The sequence below is a fragment of the Floridaenema fluviatile BLCC-F154 genome, assembly GCF_041929135.1.
GTDB classification, from domain to species: Bacteria; Cyanobacteriota; Cyanobacteriia; order Cyanobacteriales; family Aerosakkonemataceae; genus Floridanema; species Floridanema fluviatile.
The window spans coordinates 129,376-153,649 of the sequence record NZ_JBHFNS010000093.1; the positions used below are offsets into that span (position 1 = coordinate 129,376).

A 24,274-nucleotide genomic window follows, 5' to 3' on the forward strand; every position below is an offset into this window, starting at 1 on the left:
ATTAGTACAGCCATTTCCAGAGCAGAAGTAGTTTTTTCATCTCTAACAGTAGTTGGTAGGTGCGATCGGCAAAATCACCCACAACATTAAGGAGAAAGATCTATACTTAGTCACATCCTAAGTAGTAATTTTTTCTATTTTAAAGGAATTCTACTCTCATGACTAGAAGCCAAATTATTACAGCTGAAGAAGCTAATTTAACTAACTGCGAAAGAGAACCTATTCATACTCCTGGTTCAATTCAACCTCATGGAGTGCTATTAGTCTTGCAAGAACCCGACCTGACCATCTTACAAGCTACTGCAAACACTCATAAATTTTTCAACATAAAAGCTGAAAAATTAATTAACAAAAATTTGAGTGTACTAATTGAAGAAGCACAAATAAGTCATTTAAAAACCTGCTTATCAAGTGAAGAATTACAATCTTTTAATCCGATTAAATTATCTATAAAAACTAGCCAAGAAACTGCTTATTTCGACACAATTATCCATCGAATAGATAAAGTATTAATTTTAGAACTAGAACCAGCAATTTCTACAGATTATCTTCCATTTTTCAGCTTTTATCATTATATTAGAACAGCTGCTTCCAAGATTCAAGAGTCACCCACCCTACAACAACTATGTCAAAACATAGCCACAGAAGTACGGCATCTTTCTGGGTTTGATAGAGTCATGGTATACAAATTTAGCCCCGAAGGTCATGGAGAAGTAATAGCCGAAGATAAACGAGAAGACTTAACTACTTACTTAGGATTAAACTATCCAGCCTCAGATATTCCTAAACAAGCAAGAAAACTATATTGCTTAAATTGGATTAGATTAATTGCTGATGTTAACTATCAACCAGTACCGATTATATCTAACAATAACCCTATCTGCGATCGATCTATAGATTTAAGTTTTTCTGGATTAAGAAGCGTCTCTCCTTTACATATAGAATATCTACAAAACATGGGTGTCGGTGCTTCTATGTCCATATCCTTAATGAAAGACCAGAAACTTTGGGGACTCGTCGCTTGCCATCATTACGCACCAAAATATATTAGTTACGAAGCTCGGACAGCTTGCAAATTTTTAGGACAAGTAATGTCCGTAGAACTCTCCTCAAAAGCTGATAACGAAAATTACGATTATCAAATTAAACTAAAATCCCTGATTTCGAGATTTATCGAATATATGTACAGGGAAAAAAACGTAGTAGATGGTTTACTGAAACACTATCCCAACTTATTAGAATTAGTCAGCGCCGAAGGAGCCGCAATTTGTTTAGAGCAGGAATGTAGAATCATTGGTAAAACGCCATCATTAAGTGAAATTAAAAGCTTAATCGAATGGATAGATACCAACTTTAAACAAGATATTTTCTATACAGATTCCTTGCCAAAACTGTATCCACCAGCAGAAAAGTATAAAGATGTTGCTAGTGGCTTAATTGGAATTTCCCTTTCCCAAACCCAGAGTCATTATGTTTTATGTTTCCGACCAGAAGTTGTGCAAACAGTGAATTGGGCAGGTAATCCCAATGAACCAGCAGAAATCACTAGAATTATGGAAGATGGTACTTTACGTCTTTCGCCTCGCAAATCCTTTGAATTATGGAAAGAAATCGTTAAATTTAAATCATTACCTTGGCAACAATGTGAAATAGAAGCTGTACAGGAACTCAGAAATGCCATTATTAAAATAATTCTCCGTCAAGCAGATGAACTCGCTAAATTAAATGCAGCTTTGCAAAAATCAGAAGCCAGAGAACGAGAAAAAGCGGCTCAATTAGAACAAGCACTGAAAGAACTTCAACGTACCCAAACTCAGTTAGTGCAAAGCGAAAAAATGTCAGCTTTGGGACAAATGGTGGCTGGGATTGCTCACGAAATTAACAACCCAATTAACTTTATTTATGGCAATTTAAGTCATGCAGATGAGTATACCCAAGATTTGCTCGACCTGCTAAGTTTATATCAGAAATATTTTCCTACACCGGGAGACGAAATCACCGACAAAGCAGAGCAAGTAGAATTAGATTTTTTGGTGGAAGACTTGCCAAAACTTTTGGCTTCTATGAAACTGGGAGCAGAACGCATTCGGGAAATTGTTTTAGCACTGCGGAACTTCTCCCGACTTGATGAAAGTGAAATGAAGTTTGTCGATATTCATGAGGGAATAGATAGTACTCTGTTAATCTTGAGTAATCGCTTAAAATCTAGTCCGAATCGTAATGGAATTGAAGTGTTCAAAGAGTATGGGAAATTGCCAAAAGTAGAGTGTTATGCTGGTCAACTTAACCAGGTTTTTATGAATATTCTAGCTAATGCAATTGATGCTCTAGAAGAGGGAATGGAAAACTCTTCATTAGTAAGTTGGGACGAAGAAGATTCTCCATATTCATTACCTACGATCGCAATTCACACCAAAGTAGTTGATAATCATTATGTAATGATTCGGATTGCAGACAATGGCCCCGGTATTCCCGAAGAAATGCAAAACCGATTGTTTGACCCATTTTTTACCACGAAAAGTGTCGGCAAAGGTACAGGTATCGGATTAGCAATTAGCTATGCCGTTGTCGTCGAAAAACACCAAGGTAAACTTACCTGTAATTCTGTCAAAGAAAAAGGAGCAGAATTTATTATTCAGATTCCTATAAAAGCAACTAAAACTATTGCTTAAATTTCATTAATTTTGAAGACTTTAGTCTTGTTATTTAGCAAAACAACGACTAAAGTCGTCACTACAAACTGGGATAACTTATGCACAAACTTACTGCTAATTTGTCACTCTGCATTGCTATTTGGTTTTTGTTTGCCTCTACTACAAATTATAAAACTCCTCCCTCCTCGACTAAATTAACTACAGTGGTAAAACCCATTATTAAAAAACCTAAACTGATACCCAAACCTTTAACTCAAAAGCCAATTAAAAAGCCTTTAGTGAACCCCTTTCCTCGCCCCGTACCAATTCTTATGTATCATTCAATAGGTGTGAAGCGGAGAAACAACTTATTTGTAGCACCCGATAAATTTGCTCAACAAATTAAACATTTGCATAAAGCTGGTTATCAAACTATTTGTTTTCAAACTTTAGAGGAACATTGGAAATCAGGAAAACCTCTGCCAGCAAAACCGATTTTGCTAACTTTTGATGATGGCTATAAAGATAATTACACAATTGCTTTTCCCATTTTAAAAAAGTATAGATCTAAAGCGACAATATTTGTAATTTCTAATTTTGTCGGCGATGCCAATCATCTTTCCCAAAACCAAATCAAAGAAATGATTAAATCTGGTTTAATTGATATTGGAGCGCATACCAAAACTCACCCCGATTTAACAACTATACCTAGCGCAAAAATGTATCGAGAAATCTTTGGCTCCAGACAAATTCTCACTAAATATACAGGTAAACCAGTGATTGCTTTTGCTTACCCTATTGGTCTATACAATTATGAAGTTGTGAAAGCGACTGGAGCCGCCCGCTACAAATTTGCTGTCACTACTAAACCGGGATATGCTCATGCTAAACAAGGCTGGTTGACTTTACATCGAGTGCGAATTAATGGCGATCTTAGTTTAGCTGCATTTACCCGAATGTTTCCTTGAGTCACAGTGATTTTGGTAGGTCAGTTGGGGACTGGGGACTGATAATTAGTTATCAGATTTCGCTAAGTTGGCAAGTCTAATTTTTCTGTTGTTGTGGCTTTTTCTATGGCTGCTTTTTCCAAGGCGGCATTTTCTAAGGCGGCGGTTGTTAATGCTTCGTCTAAAGTTTTTCTGGCGGCTTCGGCTTCTGTTATTGATTCGCGGAATTGAATGTTAACTTGGGCGAAGTTTTTTAGGGCTTTTAATCCTTCTTTAATTTGTTGAATTTGTTCGATGCTGACTTCTCCGGCAAATAATAAATCAATTTGCGATCGCGCTTCTTGTGCCGCTGGACGTAACTCCTCAACTCGCTGGCGTAAACTAGCAAATTGGGTTAACACTTGCACCGCTTGTACTATCCCGGAATCTTCTCCAGTGCTATCTTTTAAATTGACATTTCCTTCAGCTTTAGTATCTTTTACCAAAATTAACTGATCTGGGCTAAAACCATCTTTTAAGTCTATGCTTAATTCTCCTGTATCCATTAATTCTAGTAATTTTTCTATAGCTGCTTCGCGATTTTTTTTGGTGTCATTCTTACCAGGTACAGTCAAAATTACAGTGGGATCTTCAGCTAAAGTATATTGCGGCATATTCAATCTCCCTCTATAGCGCAATTGCTCAAAACATCTATTTTTATTGCTTTAATTATACTAAATAGTGGCTAATAATGAATTATTTTTTTACCGCGTTAGCGCAGCGATTCACAATAGCGAATTAGACGCGAAGAGCGCGAAGAGAAGAGGAAAAAGTTTCAGGTGATAACTAACCGGAATTTGCTGTGAATATGAATTAAATTTTAAATTTAATCAGGTTGGTTGAATAGATATTACAATAGTAAATCAGCTTTTTTTCTAGTATCTGCCAGCGGGAATAGAAGGGTTTCATTCATCAGATAGAGATATTGTAATGAGCAAATCTGAGAACTTTATAACAATTGGAATCAGAATTATAAAGCTCTTTTGATTATGCGAGGAATCAATCAAATTAAAACAGCAGCTTTGCTGGGATTACTTAGTGGGCTATTAGTTTTAGCTGGGTATTATCCGATCGGTAACGAACAAGGACTTTACTTAGGTTTAGCTTTTGCGGCATTCACCAGTTTTAGTTCTTGGTATTATTCCGATCGCGCCGCACTAATGGCTTACCAAGCACAGCCTCTTGTCCGCGAACAAGCACCCGAACTCTATGATTTGGTGGCTTCTTTGTCAGCTAAGGCGGAAATTCCCATGCCGAAGCTGTTTTTTGTGCCAACTAAATCTCCCAATGCTTTCGCTACGGGGAGAGATCCCGAACACGCAGCCGTAGCAGTCACCCAAGGAATTGTCGATACTCATCCCCCCACCGCTGAAAGGATTCGCCGTCTTTTAGAAATCGCCAAACAGCAGCAAGAAACGGCTACTCCAGTCACAGCTTAATCTCTCAGATCTGCGACTTCTTGAAGAAGTCGCGGATCTAAAATAAAAAACTTCACGACTCAACTTTGTCTTTGACGGCAAAGTAACGGTGTTTATTCGTATTTTCATCGTCTGCTTCCGAATAGATTAAGCCTAAGCTTTCTAGTTTTTGCAGATGTTCGCGGGTGTTTGTCCGAGAGAGTTGGGCGATCGCCATAATCTCTCTTGTCGTCAAACCGGGATGCTCAATGATAGCGTTTAGAATTTTATCGCGGGTCTTCATGATTACCAACTCAAACAGTCGCCTCACTTAATGACGATCGTGAGGTAAATATTGTCCAGTACTTTGACGTAAAAAAATCAGGGAACTTTTAGTACGAGCAAACAGTAATACCGTGAAACAAGTTTAGCGTCACCAACGCCAATTTCAATCTCCTACAGATAGGAATATGTCTTCATAAATTCTCTGAGCCAGAACCTAGATCAGGATTTCTCCGTACTCTTTAATTATCAGGACTAGCGAAACGAAGACTGGGTAAGAAAGCCGCCCATTAATATGGGGGTTTTCCGCAAAGATGAACACCCTTCCCTGAATATAACTAACTGTTAAGCTTGTAACAGTTAGAAAGAATTTTGCTCAGTTGCAGGGCTTTAGCCCCAGAGTTGAGTCATGTTAACTCAATTTGAGTAGCTGGCTGCTAAACATTAGGTTATGCGACAGCTCGCATCAAAGGAGTATCAAGATTAATGGCAATTAAAGACCAGCCTCAACCTCCTCGTTCTCGCCAGATAGGGAATATTTTATTGCTAATTTCTGGTTTATTCCTCCTGGTGAACTTATTTTTACCAAATTTGTTTAGCCCTTCAGTACCACGAGTACCTTATAGCTTGTTTATCGACCAAGTGCAAGATGGGAAAGTGACAAGGGTTTCAGTTGGACAAAATGAAATTCGCTATCAACTGAAACCGGAAGGCGAACAACCAGGACAAGTGCTAGAGACTACTCCGATTTTTGATTTGGAGTTGCCCAAACGATTGGAGGAAAAAGGGATTGAGTTTGCTGCTGCCCCTCCGCCGAAAAATGGCTGGTTTACTAGTCTTTTAGGGTGGGTGATACCACCACTGATTTTTGTTGCCATCTGGCAGTTTTTCATTAGTCGCAGTGGTGGCGGGCCGCAAGGTGCGCTCTCGATCGGTAAGAGTAAAGCTAAAGTCTATGTGGAAGGCGAGTCGGCGAAAATTACTTTTGCTGATGTCGCTGGAGTAGAAGAAGCCAAAACTGAGTTAGTCGAAATTGTGGATTTTCTGCAAAATCCCGGTCGGTTTCGCCAAATTGGGGCGAGAATTCCCAAAGGCGTACTCTTAGTTGGACCTCCGGGAACAGGTAAAACTCTCTTAGCTAAAGCGGTGGCTGGGGAAGCTGGTGTTCCGTTCTTTAGCATTTCGGGTTCTGAGTTTGTGGAACTGTTTGTCGGCGTTGGTTCGGCAAGGGTGAGAGATTTATTTGAGCAAGCGAAAAAGCAAGCTCCCTGTATCGTATTTATTGATGAGTTGGATGCGATCGGGAAGTCTCGCAGCACTGGCGGTTTCTACGGCGGTAACGATGAAAGAGAACAAACTCTGAATCAGTTACTCACGGAAATGGATGGTTTTGCCGCAGGTGACGCGACGGTAATTGTTTTGGCTGCGACTAACCGCCCAGAAAGTCTAGATCCGGCTTTGTTACGTCCGGGACGTTTCGATCGTCAAGTTTTAGTCGATCGCCCTGACCTGTCCGGTCGGCAAGAAATCCTCAGTATCCACGCCCAAAAGGTGAAGTTGGGCCCTGATGTTAATTTGAAGGCGATCGCCACTCGTACCCCCGGTTTTGCTGGCGCAGATTTGGCAAACTTAGTCAATGAAGCGGCTTTGTTGGCGGCGCGAAATAAACGGGACGCTGTGGCACAAGAGGATTTTAATGAAGCGATCGAACGGGTTGTTGCAGGTTTAGAAAAGAAAAGCCGTGTCCTCAACGACAAGGAAAAGAAAATTGTTGCTTACCACGAAGTTGGTCACGCTTTAGTCGGTTATCTGATGCCTGGTAGCGGGAAGGTGGAGAAAATCTCGATCGTCCCCCGTGGAATGGCAGCTTTGGGTTACACGCTCAAATTGCCCACAGAAGACCGCTTTTTAATGGATGAAACTGAACTGCGGGGCGAAATTGCCACTTTGTTGGGTGGACGCGCCGCTGAAGAAATTATCTTTGGTAGCATTACCACTGGTGCTTCCAATGACTTACAACGGGCAACAGATTTAGCCGAGCGTATGGTGACATCCTACGGCATGAGCAAGGTTTTAGGGCCTTTGGCTTATGACAAAAATCAGCAATCTTTCTTGGGTAATGCTGATATGATGAATCCGCGGCGCATGGTTTCTGATGAAACTGCTCAGGCGATCGATCAAGAAGTCAAAGACATCGTAGAATCTGCCCATCAGCAAGCTTTACAGATTCTCAAGCAAAATCGCGAGTTGCTGGAAAGTATCTCCACGAAACTTTTGGATACGGAAGTGATTGAAGGTGATGATTTACACGATTTACTCGGACAAGTTAACCCTATCGATCATGCTCCTGTTCATGCTTAAGATTTTTTAGGTAAAACTTAATACTTGTACGAATCGGATTTCGCGAAGAAATCCGATTTTTTTGGCGTGATTTTAATTTAGCTTTACATTATTTAACAATTCTGTTACACTTCTTAACATAAATAGATAAAAAGACGGAGAGGTTAACTAGCCTCTAAACTAATTCCAATGTTTCATCATCTTTGCCATAACCGTTAAAAACTGAGTGCAGCATAATTCACTCAGTTTTTTTTGTGTTAGAGTAAAAAATTTAATATTTAATTAATAACGTTAGTTAAATTGTAGATTTCATTCTTTAGATAGAAGTTTTGCGTCTAATTTATTCCTATGATAGAAGTTAAAAATTTAAAACTGTTTTTCAAAATTTGTTACTGCTGCTGAAAAAATTTAAATTAGCTAGCAGCTTTGTGTACTTTAGTCAAGACAATTGATGATGCCACATATTTTATTAGTTGATGATGAAGAAGCCTTACGAGAAAGTCTCACTTACACTTTACAAAAAGAAGGTTATATGGTGACGACGGCGAGTGATGGAATGAGTGCAATTAAACAATTTCATAAAGAAGTACCAGATATTATTTTGTTAGACTTAATGCTGCCAGGAATAGATGGCATGGAAGTATGCTGGCGATTGAGAGCATTTTCGGATATTCCGATAGTAATGCTCACAGCTAAAGACCAAGATATTGATAAAATTTGGGGTTTAGAAGCAGGTGCAGATGATTATATTACAAAACCGTTTAGCACTCGCGAACTATTAGCCAGAATTAAAGCGGTTCTCCGTCGTCGTACAGGTGAAGAAACGGAAGATGCTAACTCTATAGCAGGGGAGCAAGGGAGCAAGAGTTAAGGCAAAATTCAATCAGAATTTGTTGATTTATATAGCGATCGGGATCTGTAAATTATGATCAAAAAATAAGGAGGTGGATAGGTAATTAGAATTAAATGGAATTCAATTCATACTAAGTTATTTACTACTTATTTAGCATTAACGGCTTTAGGTACATCAGTTTTAGCAAGTTATATTCTGTTTTCTTTTCAAGCTTATTTTATGAGGACTAGGCAATCAGATTTAGATGCCTGGACTTCTGCTCTTAGTGAAAGTGTGGCTGATTCATTAGAAAAAAATAATGTAGAACGGGTAGACATAATTGTAAAACGTTATGGTTCGCCAGATTCAATTACTTTGAGAATCTTCGATCCGCAAGGTCGGTTATTAACAACTTCTGCGCCTGATATTGACAAAAAAATAACTAATTGGTTGGAGTTTCCTGGGGTGAGGGAAGCACTGCAAAATCAAATTGTTCAAGGGAGAGCAAAGGGTATTCTATCTCAGGACGATCGCTTATATGCTGCTAAACCAATAGTTCGCAATGGTCGGTTACTAGGAGTGCTGCGAATGTCCATTACTATTGAACAGTTCCAGCGCCAGTTTGAAAAACTAATTTTGTCAGTTTTACTCACATTAATTGTCACAGTATTACTCTGTGCTGTAATTAGTGAATGTTTAACGCGGAGTATTGCTCGACCAATTCAATCAATGTGTAATTTTGCGGTGCGAATGGGTGGTGGTCATTTTGGAGATAAATTAACTATTCGTCAAGATGATGAGTTGGGACAATTAGCATTTGAATTAAATCGCATGAGTGAAAGATTGGCTTCGCTGGATAGTGAAAGGCGGTCTTTTTTAGCTAATGTTTCTCATGAATTGCGAACTCCGGTTAGTAATGTTTTTGTGACTTTGGAAGCTTTAGCAAGTGGTGCAGATGAAGAAGCGGAAATACGCGATCGCTTTATTAGTACTGCACAAGAAGAGGTAAAACGGTTATCTCGGTTAATTCATGATTTACTAGATTTAGGAAGATTAGAAGCGGGTGTAAGTCAACTAGAAAAAAATGTTTTTCGCTTAAAATCTTTGATTGAACGTGCTGTAAGAGCCGTAGAATTACGATCGCAATCTAATCAGGTGGGAATTACTTTAGATGTACCTGATGTGAAAGTAAGTGGTGATTCGGAAAAACTTTTACAAGCTTTGTTAAATATTTTAGATAATGCGATTAAGTTTTCTGTGGCAAACTCGGAAATTTCGATTAATGGACAGATAGAAGCGAATACAATTATTGTCAGAATTAGTGACCAAGGACCCGGTATTAGTGAAAGTGATATGCCGCATATTTTTGAACAGTTTTATACTGCCGATCGCTCTCGTTCCGGTAATGGTACAGGTTTGGGTTTGGCGATCGCAAAACGCATTGTCGAAGCGCACAATGGGACGATTACTGCTAACAGCAACTCGGATCGAGGAGCAACTTTTGCAATTCAGTTACCGATTTATAAAGCTTAGTCTGAAATTTTATCTTGTCCAAGATTTTAGAGTCAACTATTGAGGCACTTTTATGATATAATGTCGCACGCAAAGTAATTTTTAGCACAATAGTAAATAACAGTGGCTCTAGGCTAGCAGAATTCACTAATCCTTATAAAATCCTTATTTTTCTGCTCTAAAGTTCTTTGTAAAGATGCTTTAGAAAATGCTTTTTTAAACTAGGAAATTTTGTCATGCTCGGTTTTTACAGTGCTACAGGCGATCGATCTGACTCAGTGCAACTCTCTTTATGTCATTACAAAAATGCTTCTAACAAGTTACAAATTTTGCGAATTGCAAATGTCCCTAACTGGTATTTTGAGAAAGTTGTTTTTCCGGGAGAAGCTTTGTTATTTCAAGCTCCAGTCCAAGGTGTGTTAGAAGTTCATACTAGTTCTAAAGTAACGACAATTTTGGCAGATAGTATCAACTGCGATCGCTTGCGGGTAGAGTAAAAACTTTGTGTTACATCAGGTAACATTTTCGCTGAAAAAGAATACAATGTGGTTGAAAATTATGCCAGGATAGTAAATATCTCTTAGAGGTATAATTGGTATGAAAATCCTCTTAATAGAGGATGATGAAGCTACCGCCAGAACATTGGCAAAAATACTTACCGACCAAAACTATGTAGTTAACACCAGCAACAATGGAGAAACAGGATTAGATTTAGTCAAATCTTATGAATATGACTTAATTCTGTTGGATTTGGTGCTTCCTGGTTTGGACGGTATCAATTTTTGTCGTCAACTTCGTTCTCAGGGATATCAAATTCCGGTTTTGATTCTGACTGCGAAAGATAGTAGCAGGGATCGAGTGATTGCTTTAGAAGCAGGTGCGGATGATTATGTAGTCAAACCCTTTGATTTACCAGAGTTGTTGGCTCGCATCCGCGCTTTGCTTAGGCGAGGAAGAGAAATTGCACCTGTAGTTTTAAGTTGGGAAAATTTACAACTAAATTTACATAATCAAGAAGTAAGATACCAAGGTGAATTAATTCATTTAACTCCCAAAGAATATGGTTTACTAGAATTGTTTTTGCGAAATCCTAGCCGCATTTTTAGTCGTAGTGCAATCTTAGATCGTGTTTGGTCTTTAGGAGAATTCCCCGGTGAAGAAGCGGTGAGAACTCAAATTATGGGACTGCGACAAAAGTTAAAAGCCGCTGGGATAACTAATGATGTAGTTGAGACTATGTATGGTTTTGGTTATCGTTTAAAACCTGCATCAACAAAAGTAGATTCTTCAGCAAAAGTTAAGGGTAAACAAAAGAAGAAAAAGCCTAGTCAACAGGAAGAGTTAAAGTTAATGAAACCGCAAATGTCGCTAATTGAAAGTGAAGTTTTGGTGGGATTAGCTCAACTATGGGATACTTTTCAGGAGACATTTTTAGCAGATTTAGAATTATTTGAAGAAGCGATCGCTCAATTGAGCAGTGGAACTCTGGAGAGAGTAGTAAAAGAACAAACCAGAATGCAAGCTCATCGTTTTGTTGGTTCTTTGGGATCTTTTGGTGCGCTCAAAGCCTCAGAAATTGCGAGAAATATTGTACAATTACTAGATCGAGAAACTCTAAATAATTTAGATGATGCTATATACTTTCGCCAACTAGTAGAAGCACTTAGAGAAAGTATTTCTCAACACCAAGTTAATAACTCAATAATCAGTAATACCATTAGTTCCGAAAGTTCATTAAATTCAGTTTCCTCTAATGATAATCCTCATAAATTATTGGTGGTTGATGATGATTTAGAATTAACCAGTAAACTTATTAGAGAAGCGAAAAATAAGAATTTACAAGTGCAAGCAGTCAGTGGGTTTGCAGCTGCTAGAGAAACGATCGCCACCGAATCCCCAAATATAATACTGCTTAATCTTGGCTTAGCTAACAATGAAGAAAATGGACTGGGATTTTTAGCGGAACTAACTTGTAATTGTCCGGGAATTCCCATTTTAGTGATTTCGCAACGGAGCCAATTGAGCGATCGCATTGCAGTAGCACGCTTGGGAGGAAAAGCATTTTTTCAAAAGCCGATCGCTATAGAAGAACTATTTCAATCACTGGCTCAAATATTACAACAAAATAACCGAGAAGATGCCAAATTATTAATTGTTGATGATGATAGTTCTATGTTAGCTAATCTCTCGCTCTTGTTGTCACCTTGGGGTTTACAAATAACAACTTTAGCAGATCCTAAAAAGTTTTGGGAAATCTTAGAGGAATCAACCCCAGATCTATTAATACTAGATATAGAAATGCCTGGTTTTAGTGGATTGGATCTCTGTCAAGCAGTGAGAAACGATCCGCGATGGAGCGAGCTTCCTATTCTATTTTTGTCGGCTCACCAAGATACGGAAACAGTGCGTCAAGTCTTTGCTGTAGGAGGTGATGATTATGTAAGTAAACCTATTTTAGAACCAGAATTAATTGCTCGTGTCCTGAATCGATTAGAACGGTTCCATCATGGCAAACTGAAAAGGCAGTCTTTTAGGCTGTAATTATTGTTATTCACTTTTTTGGCAGTTTAATTATTATGCGATCGGCAACTTTTCCCAATAAAGTATTCCAATACTATCAACAAATATCCTTGCATTTCGTGCTAATAGCTTCATTGTTATTGCAAATTGCATTTTGGCTCACTGTAGTTTTAGTTATTCCGCTTTCCGGCTTTTTAGACCAAGTAAATCAGAATGTAGAAAAAGCAATTTGGCTTTTTGTTATTGCCGGAATTTCAATAACTACCGGAGAATTTATTATTGCTTATTGGGTAACTAAACAAATATTAAAATTGAAAATTTCTGCCCAAAAAATAGCTAACGGAGATTGGGAACAAACTATTAAAGTCGTTGGAGTGAGAGAAATTAAAAACTTGGCTGACTACTTCAATAGCATGGCAAAACAACTACAGATTTTGTTAGCAGATTTGATGAATTTAAATACAGATTTATCGCAAAATGAACGCCGATTAATCCAATTTTTAGAAGCTTTACCCTTGGGTTTATCAGTACAAGATACTGAGGGAAGTATTGTTTACCATAATCAAATTGCAAAGCATTTAACAGGTAAACAACTGATTCCTTATGTGTCAATAGATGAATTTACGGCAACTTATGAAATTTATCAGGCGGGAACTAATCAATTATATCCTACAGAACAATTACCCTTTATGCGAGCATTACGGGGAGAAGTTGTTGCTGTAGAAGATGTAGAAATTCGTAATAATGGCACAGCGATTCCTTTAGAAGTACACGCTCAACCAATCTTTGATGACCAAGGTAATATTATTCATGCTATTATTACATTTCAAGATATTAGCGAACGCAAAAAAGCAGAAAAAGTTTTAGCCGACTATAATCATACTTTAGAAACACAAATTGCTGAACGTACTCAAGCATTGAGGGAAAGTGAAGACCGATTTCAAGCTTTCATGAATAATAGCCCTTTTACAGCATTTATTAAAGATGAAACTGGTAAGTTAATTTATATTAATCGCCAAACTGTACAATATGGCAATAAAGTAGTAGAACCTTTGGGAAAAACCAGTTTAGAAATATTTCCGCCCTTAGTCGCTAGAGAAATTGACGCTAATGATTTAAGTGTAATGGCTACAGGTAAAGCGACTGAATTTGTGGAAACAATTCCTAATGAATTAGGCAAGAAGATCGACTGGTTGGCAATTAAGTTTCCTTTATATGACGGGAAAGGTAACAAATTTTTAGGGGGAATTGCTGTTGATATTAGCGATCGCTTACGCCTAGAACAAGAATTAGCCAATTCTCAAGCTAAACTGAATGATATTTTGAACAATGCTAGTGCTTCGATCTCTAGTTTTCGGATTTATCAAAATTACACTTGGGAAGCAGAATATTATTCATCTGGTTGTGAAACTGTATTTGGTTACAAGGCTGAAGAATTAATAGCAGATAAACAACTTTGGGTATCAAGAATATTACCAGAAGATTGGCAAACAGTGATTATTCCCTGCTTTCAAGGAATCTTTAATCAATGTAATCAAACTGTTGAATATCGGTTTTTACATAAAGATAATTCTTGGCGTTGGATTAGAGCCGTGTTCACTTCTCGGCGTGATGAAAATGCTAATTGCTGGATTATGATTTCCGTGGATACTGATATCACCGAGCGTAAAGAAATAGAACAGCAATTGCAAGCTGTTTCCGATGAATTAGAACATCGGGTAGGACAGCGAACCGCTGAACTTGCTGAAACTAATCAACTTTTAAAACGAGAAATTCAAGAGCGCAAACAAGCAGAAGAAGAATTAAGCCGCAGTGAAGAACTTTACCGCAATTTAGTAGAACTACAAACAGATGTTATTGTGCGTATTGACTTAGCAGGAAACCTAACTTTTGCTAATCGATCTGCTTGCCAAAGCTTTGGTTTTGAAATGCCAGAATTTATCGGTGAATCCCTAATTCAATTTGCTCATCCTGACGATCTAAAAGACGTTTTATCAAACATGGAAGCGTTGAAATTACCACCTTATCATTTGACAACAAAAGAGCAACGTGGTTTTACAGTTAACGGTATTCGTTGGTTACAATGGGACATTGCAGCAATTAGAAATGAAGCGGGAGAAGTAATTGAATTGCAAGCAGTAGGACGCGATATTACTAACCGCAAACAAGCCGAAGAAGCTTTAGCAGCAAGCCAACGTTTTATTGAAACAATTGCTGATACAATACCTAATTTGCTCTATATTATAGACCCCATTCAAAAGAGCTTTGTTTATTTAAATAAACAGTACGCGAAATTTTTTGGTCGTTCTACAGAAGAAATCAAACAAGCAACGAGTTTCTTTACTGAAGTCACTCACCCAGAGGATCTAATAAAAATATTTGAAATCTGCGAACGACTAAACCAAGCTGATGATGAAGAAATTGTTGAAAATGAATTTCGGGTCAGAAATGCTGATGGTGAATGGCGTTGGTTACATACAAGAGATATAATTTTCTCTCGCACTGCTGATGGTTTACCAGAGCAAATTTTAGGTACGGCAATTGACGTTACTGTTGCTAAAAAACTGGAAGAAGCAAGAATGCAAGCAGAACAACAAATTCATTTTCAAGCCAGTTTATTAGATGCTGTACATCAAGCAGTAATTGTTACTGATTTGTCAGGCACAATTATTTATTGGAATCGTTATGCGGAAACTATGTATGGTTGGACAGCAGAAGAAGCGGTAGGAAATTCTATTGTTGAGTTTGTTCCTGCACCTAGTTTACAACAGCAAGCTAGTGAAATTATGACTCAGTTACTATCGGGAAATAGTTGGTCAGGTGAATTTTGGGTACAGCGAAAAGATGGTACAGTTTTCCCCAGTATTGTTATTGATTCACCGATTTATAATGAACAGAGAGAACTTACAGGAATTATTGGGGTTTCAATTGATATTAGCGATCGCGTCTTAGCCGAAGAAGAATTAAAGCGCACTAAAGCTCAATTAGAAGTAAGAGTTGCTCAAAGAACCGCTGAATTAATTATAGCCAATCGACAATTACAACATGAATTAAACCAACGTCAGCAAGCAGAAATTGCTTTACAGGAAGAACTCCTAGAACGTAAACGAGCCGAAGTAGCTTTACAACAAAGTGAAGCTTTATTTCGTTCTTTAAGCGAATCTGCACCAATCGGAATTTTTAAAACTGATGCTGAGGGTAATTGTATTTATGCAAATCCCCGTTGCCAACCGATTTCTGGGATTAGTGTTGAGGAAGGTTTAGGTAGTGGTTGGATGCAATCTATTCATCCTGATGACTTAAATAATGTTCTAGCTCAATGGCGAGAAACTACAGCCGAACAACAAGAATTTGCTATAGAAATTCGCTATTTTCATCGGGATGGTACAGTCAGATTTGGGCGGACAAAAATTGCTCCAATTATTTCGGAAACAGGGGAAACAATTGGTCAAGTTGGGACGATTGAAGATATTACCGACAGTCGAGCGATCGAACAAATGAAAAGTGAATTTATTTCCATTGTTAGCCATGAATTACGAACTCCTTTAGCTTCGATTCGTGGCTCTTTGGGGTTAGTGGCTGCGGGTGTATTAGATGACGATGCAGAAGCGGCAAAACAAATGTTAGAAATTGCGGCTATAGAAGCCGATCGCGTAGTTCGTTTAGTCAATGATATTTTGGATTTGGAACGTTTAGAATTAAATAAAGTTACCCTGGATCGACAATGGTGTGATGCTTATACTTTAATGCAACAATCTGTGCAAGCATTACGACATCTCGCCGAAGAAAACCAAATTACTCTTCAACTAGAACCACTCTCTATCCAAATTTGGGCCGATCGCGATCGGATTATTCAAACTTTAGTTAATCTGCTCAGTAATGCCATTAAATTCTCGCCTCCAGAAAGCACCGTGACAATTTCTGCTCAAGAGCAATCAGACAGAATTTTATTTCAAGTCCAAGATTGTGGCAGAGGTATTCCAACCGAAAAATTAGAAACTATTTTTGGACGTTTTCAACAAGTTGATGCCTCTGATTCTCGTACCAAAGGTGGTACAGGGTTAGGATTAGCTATCTGTCGCAATATCGTGCAGCAACATGGTGGCAGAATATGGGTAGAAAGCGTTTTAGGAGAAGGCAGTACTTTTTATTTCACTCTACCAATACCTTGGGAGTAGAAAAATATGACAAGCAAATATATCCTATTAATTGATGATGAAAAACGCCTGAGTTCTGTAATTCAAATGTGCTTACAAAAGTTAGGTGGTTGGAAAGTATTAACTGCGGAATCAGGCCGGGAAGGACTAAGCAAAGCTGAAACTGAAAAACCTGATGCGATTCTGTTAGATTTAATGATGCCAGACATGGATGGTATGGCAGTACTTAGGGAATTACAAGCTAACCCGAATACTGCGGAAATTCCCGTTATTCTACTTACTGCTAAAGTCCAATCTGCAAATCAGAATCAATACGCTCAACTGAAAATTGCTGGCGTAATTGGCAAACCCTTCGATCCTCTGAAATTGGCTAGCCAGGTTGCCCAAACTCTAGGTTGGCAAGAAGACTAGTAAACCTCATAATTTCCTTATTTTTTTTTCTTACTCTAATTTATGGAGAGTACACAACGTAGAGGGTTAGCGAAAGCTAACCTCAACAAACCCCTTTAACCCCCCCTTTTTTAAGGGGGTGTTATTCCTAGAAATTAAAAATCAAATTTATTTAACAACTTAAGATAAAAATTTGTTTTTCTAGTTGCTTGCTTTCGGGTGGCAGCTTGTTTGGCTAATTTAACTAGATGCGATGTTTAAGGATAAAAAATCGTGGTTACTAAAACTAAACGAATTCTGATTGTTGATAGAGAACCCTATCACCAAAAGATCGTACAAACTTGCTTAAAAACTATGGCAGGATGGGATGTTATATTAGCAGCATCAAGTTCAGAAGGCTTACGCATGGCGGAGTTAGAACAGCCTGATGCTATCCTTTTGGAGGCAAGAATGCCGCAGATTAATGGTGTCGCTTTTTTGAAAATTTTGCGATCGAATCCAGCAACTAAGTCAATACCTGTAATATTTTTAACTATAGAGCCAAGTTTAACAGAAAGAGCTAAATTCCTCCAGGTCGGAGCAGTAGGAGCAATAGCTAAACCTTTCGACCCAATTACACTAGTAACGAAAATCACTGAAACTCTTGGTTGGACTAGAGAAGATTAAAGAAGCCATCATTTCTAGGTGCTACAATGATTAAATTTTTGTAACAAAAAATCTGATTTCTTCTAGTTAGTTGCGATTAATCATTGACGAAAGTTACTAAAATACGGAAAATTAATTTAAATGTTAAATTAATCAGAAAACTTCTGCAAAGGCTTGAGATAGGTAGTTACTCAAGCCAAATGGGTTCATCAGTAAGGAACTGAAGGAGTAAGAAAATGAAAATAAAGGATTTCGCAACTCCTCTACAAGCGATCGCCATCATAATTATGATGGAAATTTTTACCCTTTTGGGTGGACAGTTGGATGCAACAATTAATCAAAATAAGTGTAACTTTAGTTATTTTGGGATCGGTTATAACACAATTTTTAGTTCTGGTTTCATCGTTTTTTTCTTAGTAACTACTTGGTGGTGGCTTCAGGAATATCGTAAATTTACGCCAAATTTATCCCAAAATAAATTTTCTAATAAAAGTCAAATAAAAATTAGGAAAGCTTTTCGCAGAAAAGTAAGACAAGCATTACAAGAAAGTGAAAGTCGCTTCCAAGCTTTTATGGATAACGGCCCATTGCTAGCTTGGATTACTAATGAAAACGGTCAGGTAGTTTACTCTAATAAAAATTTAGCCCAGTGGTTCGGCAAAGAATTAGAACAAATAATTGGCAGAAACATCGCTGAATTACATCCAAAAGCACTAGCCAAAGCACACTTAGAAAATATCCGCGAAGTTATTAGTACCAAAAAAGTTCTCCAAACTAATGAATTAACTTACCGTTCAGATGGTAGCTGTGCTGAATTGTTAGTATATAAATTTCCCTTAATTAAAACTAGAGATCGGAGTTTAGTCGGAGGAATAGCAGTTGATATTACTGAAGAAAAACAAGCAGTAAACGTTGTGAAGTTGCAATATGAACAAGAACGATTACTGGATATTATAGTGCAGCATATTCGCCAATCTTTAAACTTGAAAGAAATTCTCGGAACTACAGTAACAGAAATTCAGAAGTTTCTCAATTGCGATCGGGTAATGATTTCTCGCATTAGTTTGCAAAATTCGAGTGCTGAAGTAATTGTAGAATCTCGCTCTCCCAATTGTCAGTCTCTTTTAGGCTGGAAAATTAAGAACAATCAATATCAGCAACCAACTGATTATCAAGTCCCCGAAAATCGCTTAAATCAGGTTAATGATATTAATCAAAACCTGTTACATCCCTTTGATGTTCAAGCACAATTGACAATTCCTATTTGGCAAAACAAACATATTTGGGGTTGGTTGATCGCTCATAGCTGTCAGGCTAAAAGACAATGGAAACCTCAAGAAATTAGCTTACTGCAACGTCTCAAAAATCAATTAGAAGTGGCAATTCACCAATCGGAATTGCATTACGAATTACAACAATTAAATGCTAACTTAGAGCGTCAAGTACAAGCCAGAACTTTAGAGTTTCAACAAGCTTTGACTTTTGAAGCAACACTTAAACGTATTACTGATAAAGTACGTGACTCTTTTGATGAAAGTCAAATTTTACAACAAGCAGTTGAGGAATTAGCGAAAGCATTGGAAGTTAACTGTTGTGAGACAAATTTGTATAATTTAGATCAAACAACGGCTACCATTCGCTATCAATCCATTAGTAATAGTAGCTGTCTGCATCAAATAAAAAACATAAATTCGAGAGAAGAATCAACAATTTATCAACAACTTTTATCCGGTCAACATTTTGCTTTTTGCTATTTAAAAACTAGCGGTGAAACCAAAAGTTATGCAATTCTAGCTTGTCCAATTGTTGACGATCGAGGCGTATTAGGTGACATTAGGCTATTCAAGCCGGAATTGTCCAGTTTTAGTGGTTTGGAACTCCGACTGGTGCAACAGGTAGCAAATCAATGCGCGATCGCCTTACGTCAATCTCACTTGTATCAAGCAGCGCAAAAACAAGTAGCAGAACTAGAAAAATTAAACCAACTAAAAGACGATTTTTTAAGTACAATTTCCCATGAACTACGTACACCTGTATCTAACATTAAGATGATTGCTCAAATCCTAAAAATTGCATTAGCAAAACCTGAAAACTTGTGCGATCGATCTCAGGAAATAAATCGTTATTTGCAAATCATCAAAGAGGAAAGTCAAAGAGAAATGAATTTAATTGACGACCTCTTAATATTAACACAAATCAGTGCTGACACAGAACCTTTATTTTTAAATACAATTCAGCTACAAGCATTAATTCCCCATATTGCAGAAATATTCAATGAAACAATTTCTCAGCAACAACAAAAACTCTACATTAATATTCCAGAGAATTTACCCGCTGTAACAACAGATACCAACTTTTTAGAAAGAATTTTTATAGAATTACTTAATAATGCTTGCAAATATACTCCTCCAGGGGAAACAATTACAGTTACCGCTAAAGCACTTAAAGACAAATTACAAATCAGCATCAGCAATACCGGAGTAGAAATCCCCTTAATCGAAAAAGAGAGAATCTTCGACAAATTTTATCGAATTCCTAGCAAAGATCCTTGGAAACAAGGAGGTACAGGACTAGGTTTAGCTTTAGTAAAAAAACTCATAGAACATTTAGGAGGAACTATTGAGTTAGGTAATAATAATGGAGAACTACAAACAACATTTTTGCTGTCATTTCCTTTAGTTGCTAGACTTCCGAAAAACAGCTACCTTTCTGAAGCGATTGCTAGCTGAAGTCCCTTAATTCTACTTCGATCGATCGTTTACTGGGTAACTTGACTAAACATTACAAAGGTGAGGAACTCAGCTATAAATAGAATCATTACAATTAAGATGTAATACATCTCCCAGAAGAATGATTTTTTTTATTTTCTTTGGGGAGATCGAGAAATTTTCCGCATAAAGTCGTAGTTTTCCTATAGTACGATCGAAGTATTTGGGCAAAAAATCTAGGTTTTCCGCCATAAACTTTGACCCCAATGCTTCATCGCTACAAAAGTTCATCAAAACAAAAATATGTAGTATATACTTCTTACTTAGTCCTTAAGGCAGGTGAAAAAAAATAGAAATTTTTGTTAAACAGATAATGGGTTCAAATTTAATACTAGCTTTCGGGGAGATGTAGCAAAGTTGAGACATTCTCCACAAAAAGTAGTTGCATAAAATAATTACCAGAATTCCGTTAACCTTAAGGTTTGGTAACAACTTTTAGTAACAGAGGTAAACAAAATGTCAGTTGGAAAGTCTCTTAATTTCTCTACTTCCGAACAAATGGCTTCAGCTACAACCAGGATAAGTGAAGTTCAATCGGTTCGCTCAGAACCTTATGTAAATAAACCCGATTTTTCCGATATTTCTGCTAGCTCATTATATATAATCCCTACGACATTCTTCACTTTTTGGTTGATGTATCTGATTGTCTCTACCGATCTATTAAAGTTTGCTAAACATAAAATTTCTATCATTAAAAATCTGGAACAGGTTCCTTGTAAAAATTGTCGTTACTTTACTAACAATCCTTATTTGAGATGCGCGGTTAATCCTGCTATTGCGCTGACTTCAGAAGCAATTAATTGCTCAGATTATTGTCCAATGAATAAGTGAAAAGTTATATTCTTAGAACCATTGTAGAGACGTTGTATACAACGTCTCTACAATGTTTTTTGGAGATGTCTATAGAGCAGGTTTCGGTGAAGCAAGAATCTCCCGTTACAGCGTAGCTTAACGGGAGAGTGTCAAAGCACCAGATTGGGTATATGTAGCATCAGTGAAAGAGATTTTAGCAGAACGCAAAAGTTATACACCCAATTTAGAAGGCGAAGTACCAGCCATAGTTATCGAATTTTTATCAGATAAAGATGGTAGCGAATATTCTTTTAAACGCACCTATCCTCCGGGAAAATGGTTTTTTTACGAACAGATATTGCAAATTCCCATTTACGTAATATTCGATCCAGACGGCGGTTTACTAGAATATTATCAGCTAGAAAATCGGCGTTATGAATTACAACAACCTGATGAAAATGGTCGTCATTGGGTTGAAGCAATGGGGTTATTTTTAGGAACTTGGCAAGGAACCAAAGAAGGAAGAACAGGATATTGGTTAAGGTGGTGGGATAAAGATGGTAATTTGTTACCTTGGGCGGTAGAAAAAATTGAACAGGAACGCCAGGAAAAAGAAAGGCTGATTGCTTATTTGCGATCGCAGGGTATCGATCCCAATAATTTGCCTGGTATTTAACAATAATAGGACTTACGCAATCTCTGCCTGAAACTTAGATCCCCCCTAGCCCCCCAATACCTCATCTACACTCAAAACCACATCAGAAAAACTCAAAGGCGAAACATCTTTACCTCTCCTAAATTGCCGAATTTCTGCATAATTATTTGCCAAAGGTTGACGATAAACTTCAATCAATTCTTCTGCTAAACTTACTATCCAAACTTCCACAATACCCGCTGCTGCATAAAGAGGAATTTTCACTTCTCTGTCATATTCAATAGTTGTATCAGATACTTCAATTATTAATAAAACTTCCTGTGGTTGGGGATGTCTTTGAGAATAAAAATCTGTACGAGGGATCAGCAAAGCAATATCAGGTTGCGGTTCTGTTCTTTCATTTAATCTTACTGGATTTTGGATAGATAATATAGCACGATCGCCTAACCTGACTGAAAAAAGCCTATTTAACCGATTTACACAACCTGAATGAGGGCTACCAATTGGCGACATTTTAACAATTTCTCCTGCAATCAATTCTACTCGATCGTCTTCACCTAAAATCCCAGCCTCAGCCATTCGATAATATTCATCAACTGTAAACAACCTTTTTTGCAACTGAACAGACATAATCATTTCCTCAAATTTTCAATGAGTCTGTTGTTCCTACTTCAGTGGGAATTGCGCTGAAGCGCAACAACGTACTTTTATTTTAAAATTAAAACACAGATAAAATGTTTATCTGTGTTTATTTGCGGTTGAAAAACCACTGGATTAAATTAGCGATCGCACAAACTTATCTAACCGATCCATCCCTTTATTAATAGTATCCAAATCGGTAGCGTAAGATAAACGAATGCAATCATCTGCACCAAAAGCAACACCGGGAATCGCTGCGACTTGATGAGATTCTAAGAACTTATCGCAAAATTCTAAAGAAGCTAATCCCGTTTTGCTAACATCAATAAATAGATAGAAAGCACCATCGGGTTTGGGACAAGTTAAACCTGGAATTGCGCTGACTCTTTCCAACATTACTTGACGACGTTTGGCGAAAGCTTGGCGCATTTCTTCCACACAATCTTGGGAATTTGTTAAAGCTGCGATCGCACCATATTGAGCAAAAGTACAAACATTAGAAGTACTATGACCTTGCACTGTACTACAAGCTTTAATTACCTCCACTGCTCCTGCTAAATATCCAATTCGCCAACCAGTCATTGAGTAAGCTTTGGCAAAACCATTACTAATAAAAGTACGTTGGAAAATTTCCGGCCCAAAAGAACCAATGCTAACTTGTTGAGCATCATCATAAATGATTTTTTCGTAAATTTCATCGGAAACTACGAAAATATCTTTCTCTACCACCACCTTTGCTAATGCTTCAATTTCGGCGGGAGTGTACACAACACCAGTAGGATTAGAAGGAGAATTCAACACAAACAATTTCGTTTTTGGCGTAACTGCGGCGCTGAGTTCTTCGGGAGTAATTTTATATTGATTTTTCCCATCAGTTTGGATAATTACAGGTACACCACCTGCTAAGATCACCATTTCGGGATAGCTTAACCAATAGGGTGCGGGAATAATTACTTCATCTCCCGGATCGATTAAAGCTAACATCAAATTGAATAGAGAATGTTTACCGCCATTAGTAACAATTACATTCTCCGGTTTATAATCTAAACCATTATCTGTTTTTAGCTTATTTGCGATCGCTTCTCGCAGCTTAGGTTCCCCAGCAGCAGGGCCATATTTCGTCTTCCCAGCATCCAACGCTTGCTTCGCAGCAGCTTTAATATGTTCTGGCGTGTCAAAATCTGGTTCCCCGGCGCTAAAACTACAAACATCTATTCCCTCAGCCTTCATCGCCTTAGCTTTGGCGGAAATAGCTAACGTAATCGAAGGCGTAACTTGACTAACTCGTGCTGCCAACTGCATGACTAATCGTTTCCATTGCGGCAATTTTCTAGTTTCTCAGACTAACTCACGATCGCTCTCAGGATTTGTGATCTTTTTACCTTTTTGTGTTGGGGATTGGGGACTGGGGATTGGGGACTGGGGACTTGGTACTGGGGACTAGGGATGTTGTTTGATTGTAGGGGCGGGTTTAGCAAATAAGTTTGTACTCACAGCAGAAGAGTTAACAACAAAACCCGCCCTTACAGAATTTTGTAAGGACGGGTGATTTGCGAGAATCAAGGATTGTCTTCTAAACCCGCCCCTACAATCAAACACAACCTACAAGTCCCAGGTTGTTTCCCCATTGCAATGGTAAGGGCGGGTTTTGTTGGGAGGTGATTTGCGAGAATCAAGGATTGTCTTCTAAACCCGCCCCTACAATCAAACAAAATCCCTAATCCCC

15 protein-coding genes and 3 pseudogenes are annotated in these 24,274 nt (G+C 37.9%); 14 read left to right on the forward strand and 4 right to left on the reverse strand.

The window, feature by feature from the left end:
• The first annotated feature begins 158 nt into the window (after positions 1-158).
• Complete coding sequence (locus ACE1B6_RS27575) at positions 159-2,672, forward strand: ATP-binding protein (protein ID WP_413260503.1); 2,514 nt, start codon at positions 159-161, stop codon at positions 2,670-2,672.
• Between the two features lie 80 nt (positions 2,673-2,752).
• A complete protein-coding gene (locus ACE1B6_RS27580; protein ID WP_413260504.1) occupies positions 2,753-3,601 on the forward strand; it encodes a polysaccharide deacetylase family protein in 849 nt (282 codons plus the stop codon).
• A 62-nt stretch (positions 3,602-3,663) separates the two neighbouring features.
• Here ACE1B6_RS27580 and ACE1B6_RS27585 read toward each other — a convergent pair whose 3' ends face one another.
• Positions 3,664-4,233, reverse strand: a complete 570-nt coding sequence (locus ACE1B6_RS27585; protein WP_413260505.1) for a hypothetical protein — start codon at positions 4,231-4,233, stop codon at positions 3,664-3,666.
• Between the two features lie 375 nt (positions 4,234-4,608).
• Here ACE1B6_RS27585 and ACE1B6_RS27590 point away from each other — a divergent pair.
• Positions 4,609-4,971: pseudogene (locus ACE1B6_RS27590) on the forward strand (M48 family metalloprotease); the annotation flags it as partial.
• Between the two features lie 139 nt (positions 4,972-5,110).
• Here ACE1B6_RS27590 and ACE1B6_RS27595 read toward each other — a convergent pair.
• Positions 5,111-5,320, reverse strand: a complete 210-nt coding sequence (locus tag ACE1B6_RS27595; RefSeq protein ID WP_413260507.1) for a winged helix-turn-helix transcriptional regulator — start codon at positions 5,318-5,320, stop codon at positions 5,111-5,113.
• A gap of 464 nt (positions 5,321-5,784) precedes the next feature.
• On the opposite strand from ACE1B6_RS27595, the gene ftsH4 reads away from it, so the two are divergent.
• From ftsH4 to ACE1B6_RS27650, 11 genes and pseudogenes are all read left to right on the forward strand, one after another.
• Complete coding sequence (gene ftsH4, locus ACE1B6_RS27600) at positions 5,785-7,659, forward strand: ATP-dependent zinc metalloprotease FtsH4 (protein WP_413260508.1); 1,875 nt, start codon at positions 5,785-5,787, stop codon at positions 7,657-7,659.
• Between the two features lie 433 nt (positions 7,660-8,092).
• Positions 8,093-8,446: pseudogene (locus tag ACE1B6_RS27605) on the forward strand (response regulator transcription factor); the annotation flags it as partial.
• 264 nt (positions 8,447-8,710) lie between these two features.
• Positions 8,711-10,003, forward strand: a complete 1,293-nt coding sequence (locus tag ACE1B6_RS27610) for a HAMP domain-containing sensor histidine kinase (protein ID WP_413260510.1) — start codon at positions 8,711-8,713, stop codon at positions 10,001-10,003.
• A gap of 215 nt (positions 10,004-10,218) precedes the next feature.
• Positions 10,219-10,479, forward strand: coding sequence for a DUF1830 domain-containing protein (locus ACE1B6_RS27615; protein ID WP_413260511.1), 261 nt, complete (start codon positions 10,219-10,221; stop codon positions 10,477-10,479).
• Between the two features lie 100 nt (positions 10,480-10,579).
• Entirely contained in the window at positions 10,580-12,523 is a 1,944-nt protein-coding gene (locus ACE1B6_RS27620) for a response regulator (protein WP_413260512.1), read from the forward strand.
• A 35-nt stretch (positions 12,524-12,558) separates the two neighbouring features.
• The gene (locus tag ACE1B6_RS27625) at positions 12,559-16,680 is read left to right on the forward strand and encodes a PAS domain S-box protein (protein ID WP_413260513.1); all 4,122 of its coding nucleotides are present in this window, start codon (positions 12,559-12,561) and stop codon (positions 16,678-16,680) included.
• A 6-nt stretch (positions 16,681-16,686) separates the two neighbouring features.
• Positions 16,687-17,070, forward strand: coding sequence for a response regulator (locus tag ACE1B6_RS27630; RefSeq protein WP_413260514.1), 384 nt, complete (start codon positions 16,687-16,689; stop codon positions 17,068-17,070).
• 252 nt (positions 17,071-17,322) lie between these two features.
• Positions 17,323-17,715, forward strand: a complete 393-nt coding sequence (locus tag ACE1B6_RS27635; protein ID WP_413260515.1) for a response regulator — start codon at positions 17,323-17,325, stop codon at positions 17,713-17,715.
• 215 nt (positions 17,716-17,930) lie between these two features.
• Positions 17,931-20,423: a GAF domain-containing protein gene (locus tag ACE1B6_RS27640; RefSeq protein WP_413260516.1), complete on the forward strand. Its 2,493-nt coding sequence runs from the start codon at positions 17,931-17,933 to the stop codon at positions 20,421-20,423.
• 495 nt (positions 20,424-20,918) lie between these two features.
• Positions 20,919-21,293: a hypothetical protein gene (locus tag ACE1B6_RS27645; RefSeq protein ID WP_413260517.1), complete on the forward strand. Its 375-nt coding sequence runs from the start codon at positions 20,919-20,921 to the stop codon at positions 21,291-21,293.
• A gap of 130 nt (positions 21,294-21,423) precedes the next feature.
• A pseudogene (locus ACE1B6_RS27650) lies at positions 21,424-21,930 on the forward strand (Uma2 family endonuclease); the annotation flags it as partial.
• 45 nt (positions 21,931-21,975) lie between these two features.
• On the opposite strand, the gene ACE1B6_RS27655 reads toward ACE1B6_RS27650, so the two are convergent.
• Together ACE1B6_RS27655 and ACE1B6_RS27660 are read right to left on the reverse strand one after the other, a co-directional pair.
• The gene (locus ACE1B6_RS27655) at positions 21,976-22,539 is read right to left on the reverse strand and encodes a Uma2 family endonuclease (RefSeq protein ID WP_413260518.1); all 564 of its coding nucleotides are present in this window, start codon (positions 22,537-22,539) and stop codon (positions 21,976-21,978) included.
• A 144-nt stretch (positions 22,540-22,683) separates the two neighbouring features.
• Positions 22,684-23,850, reverse strand: coding sequence for a pyridoxal phosphate-dependent aminotransferase (locus ACE1B6_RS27660; protein WP_413260519.1), 1,167 nt, complete (start codon positions 23,848-23,850; stop codon positions 22,684-22,686).
• Between the last annotated feature and the right edge of the window lie 424 nt (positions 23,851-24,274).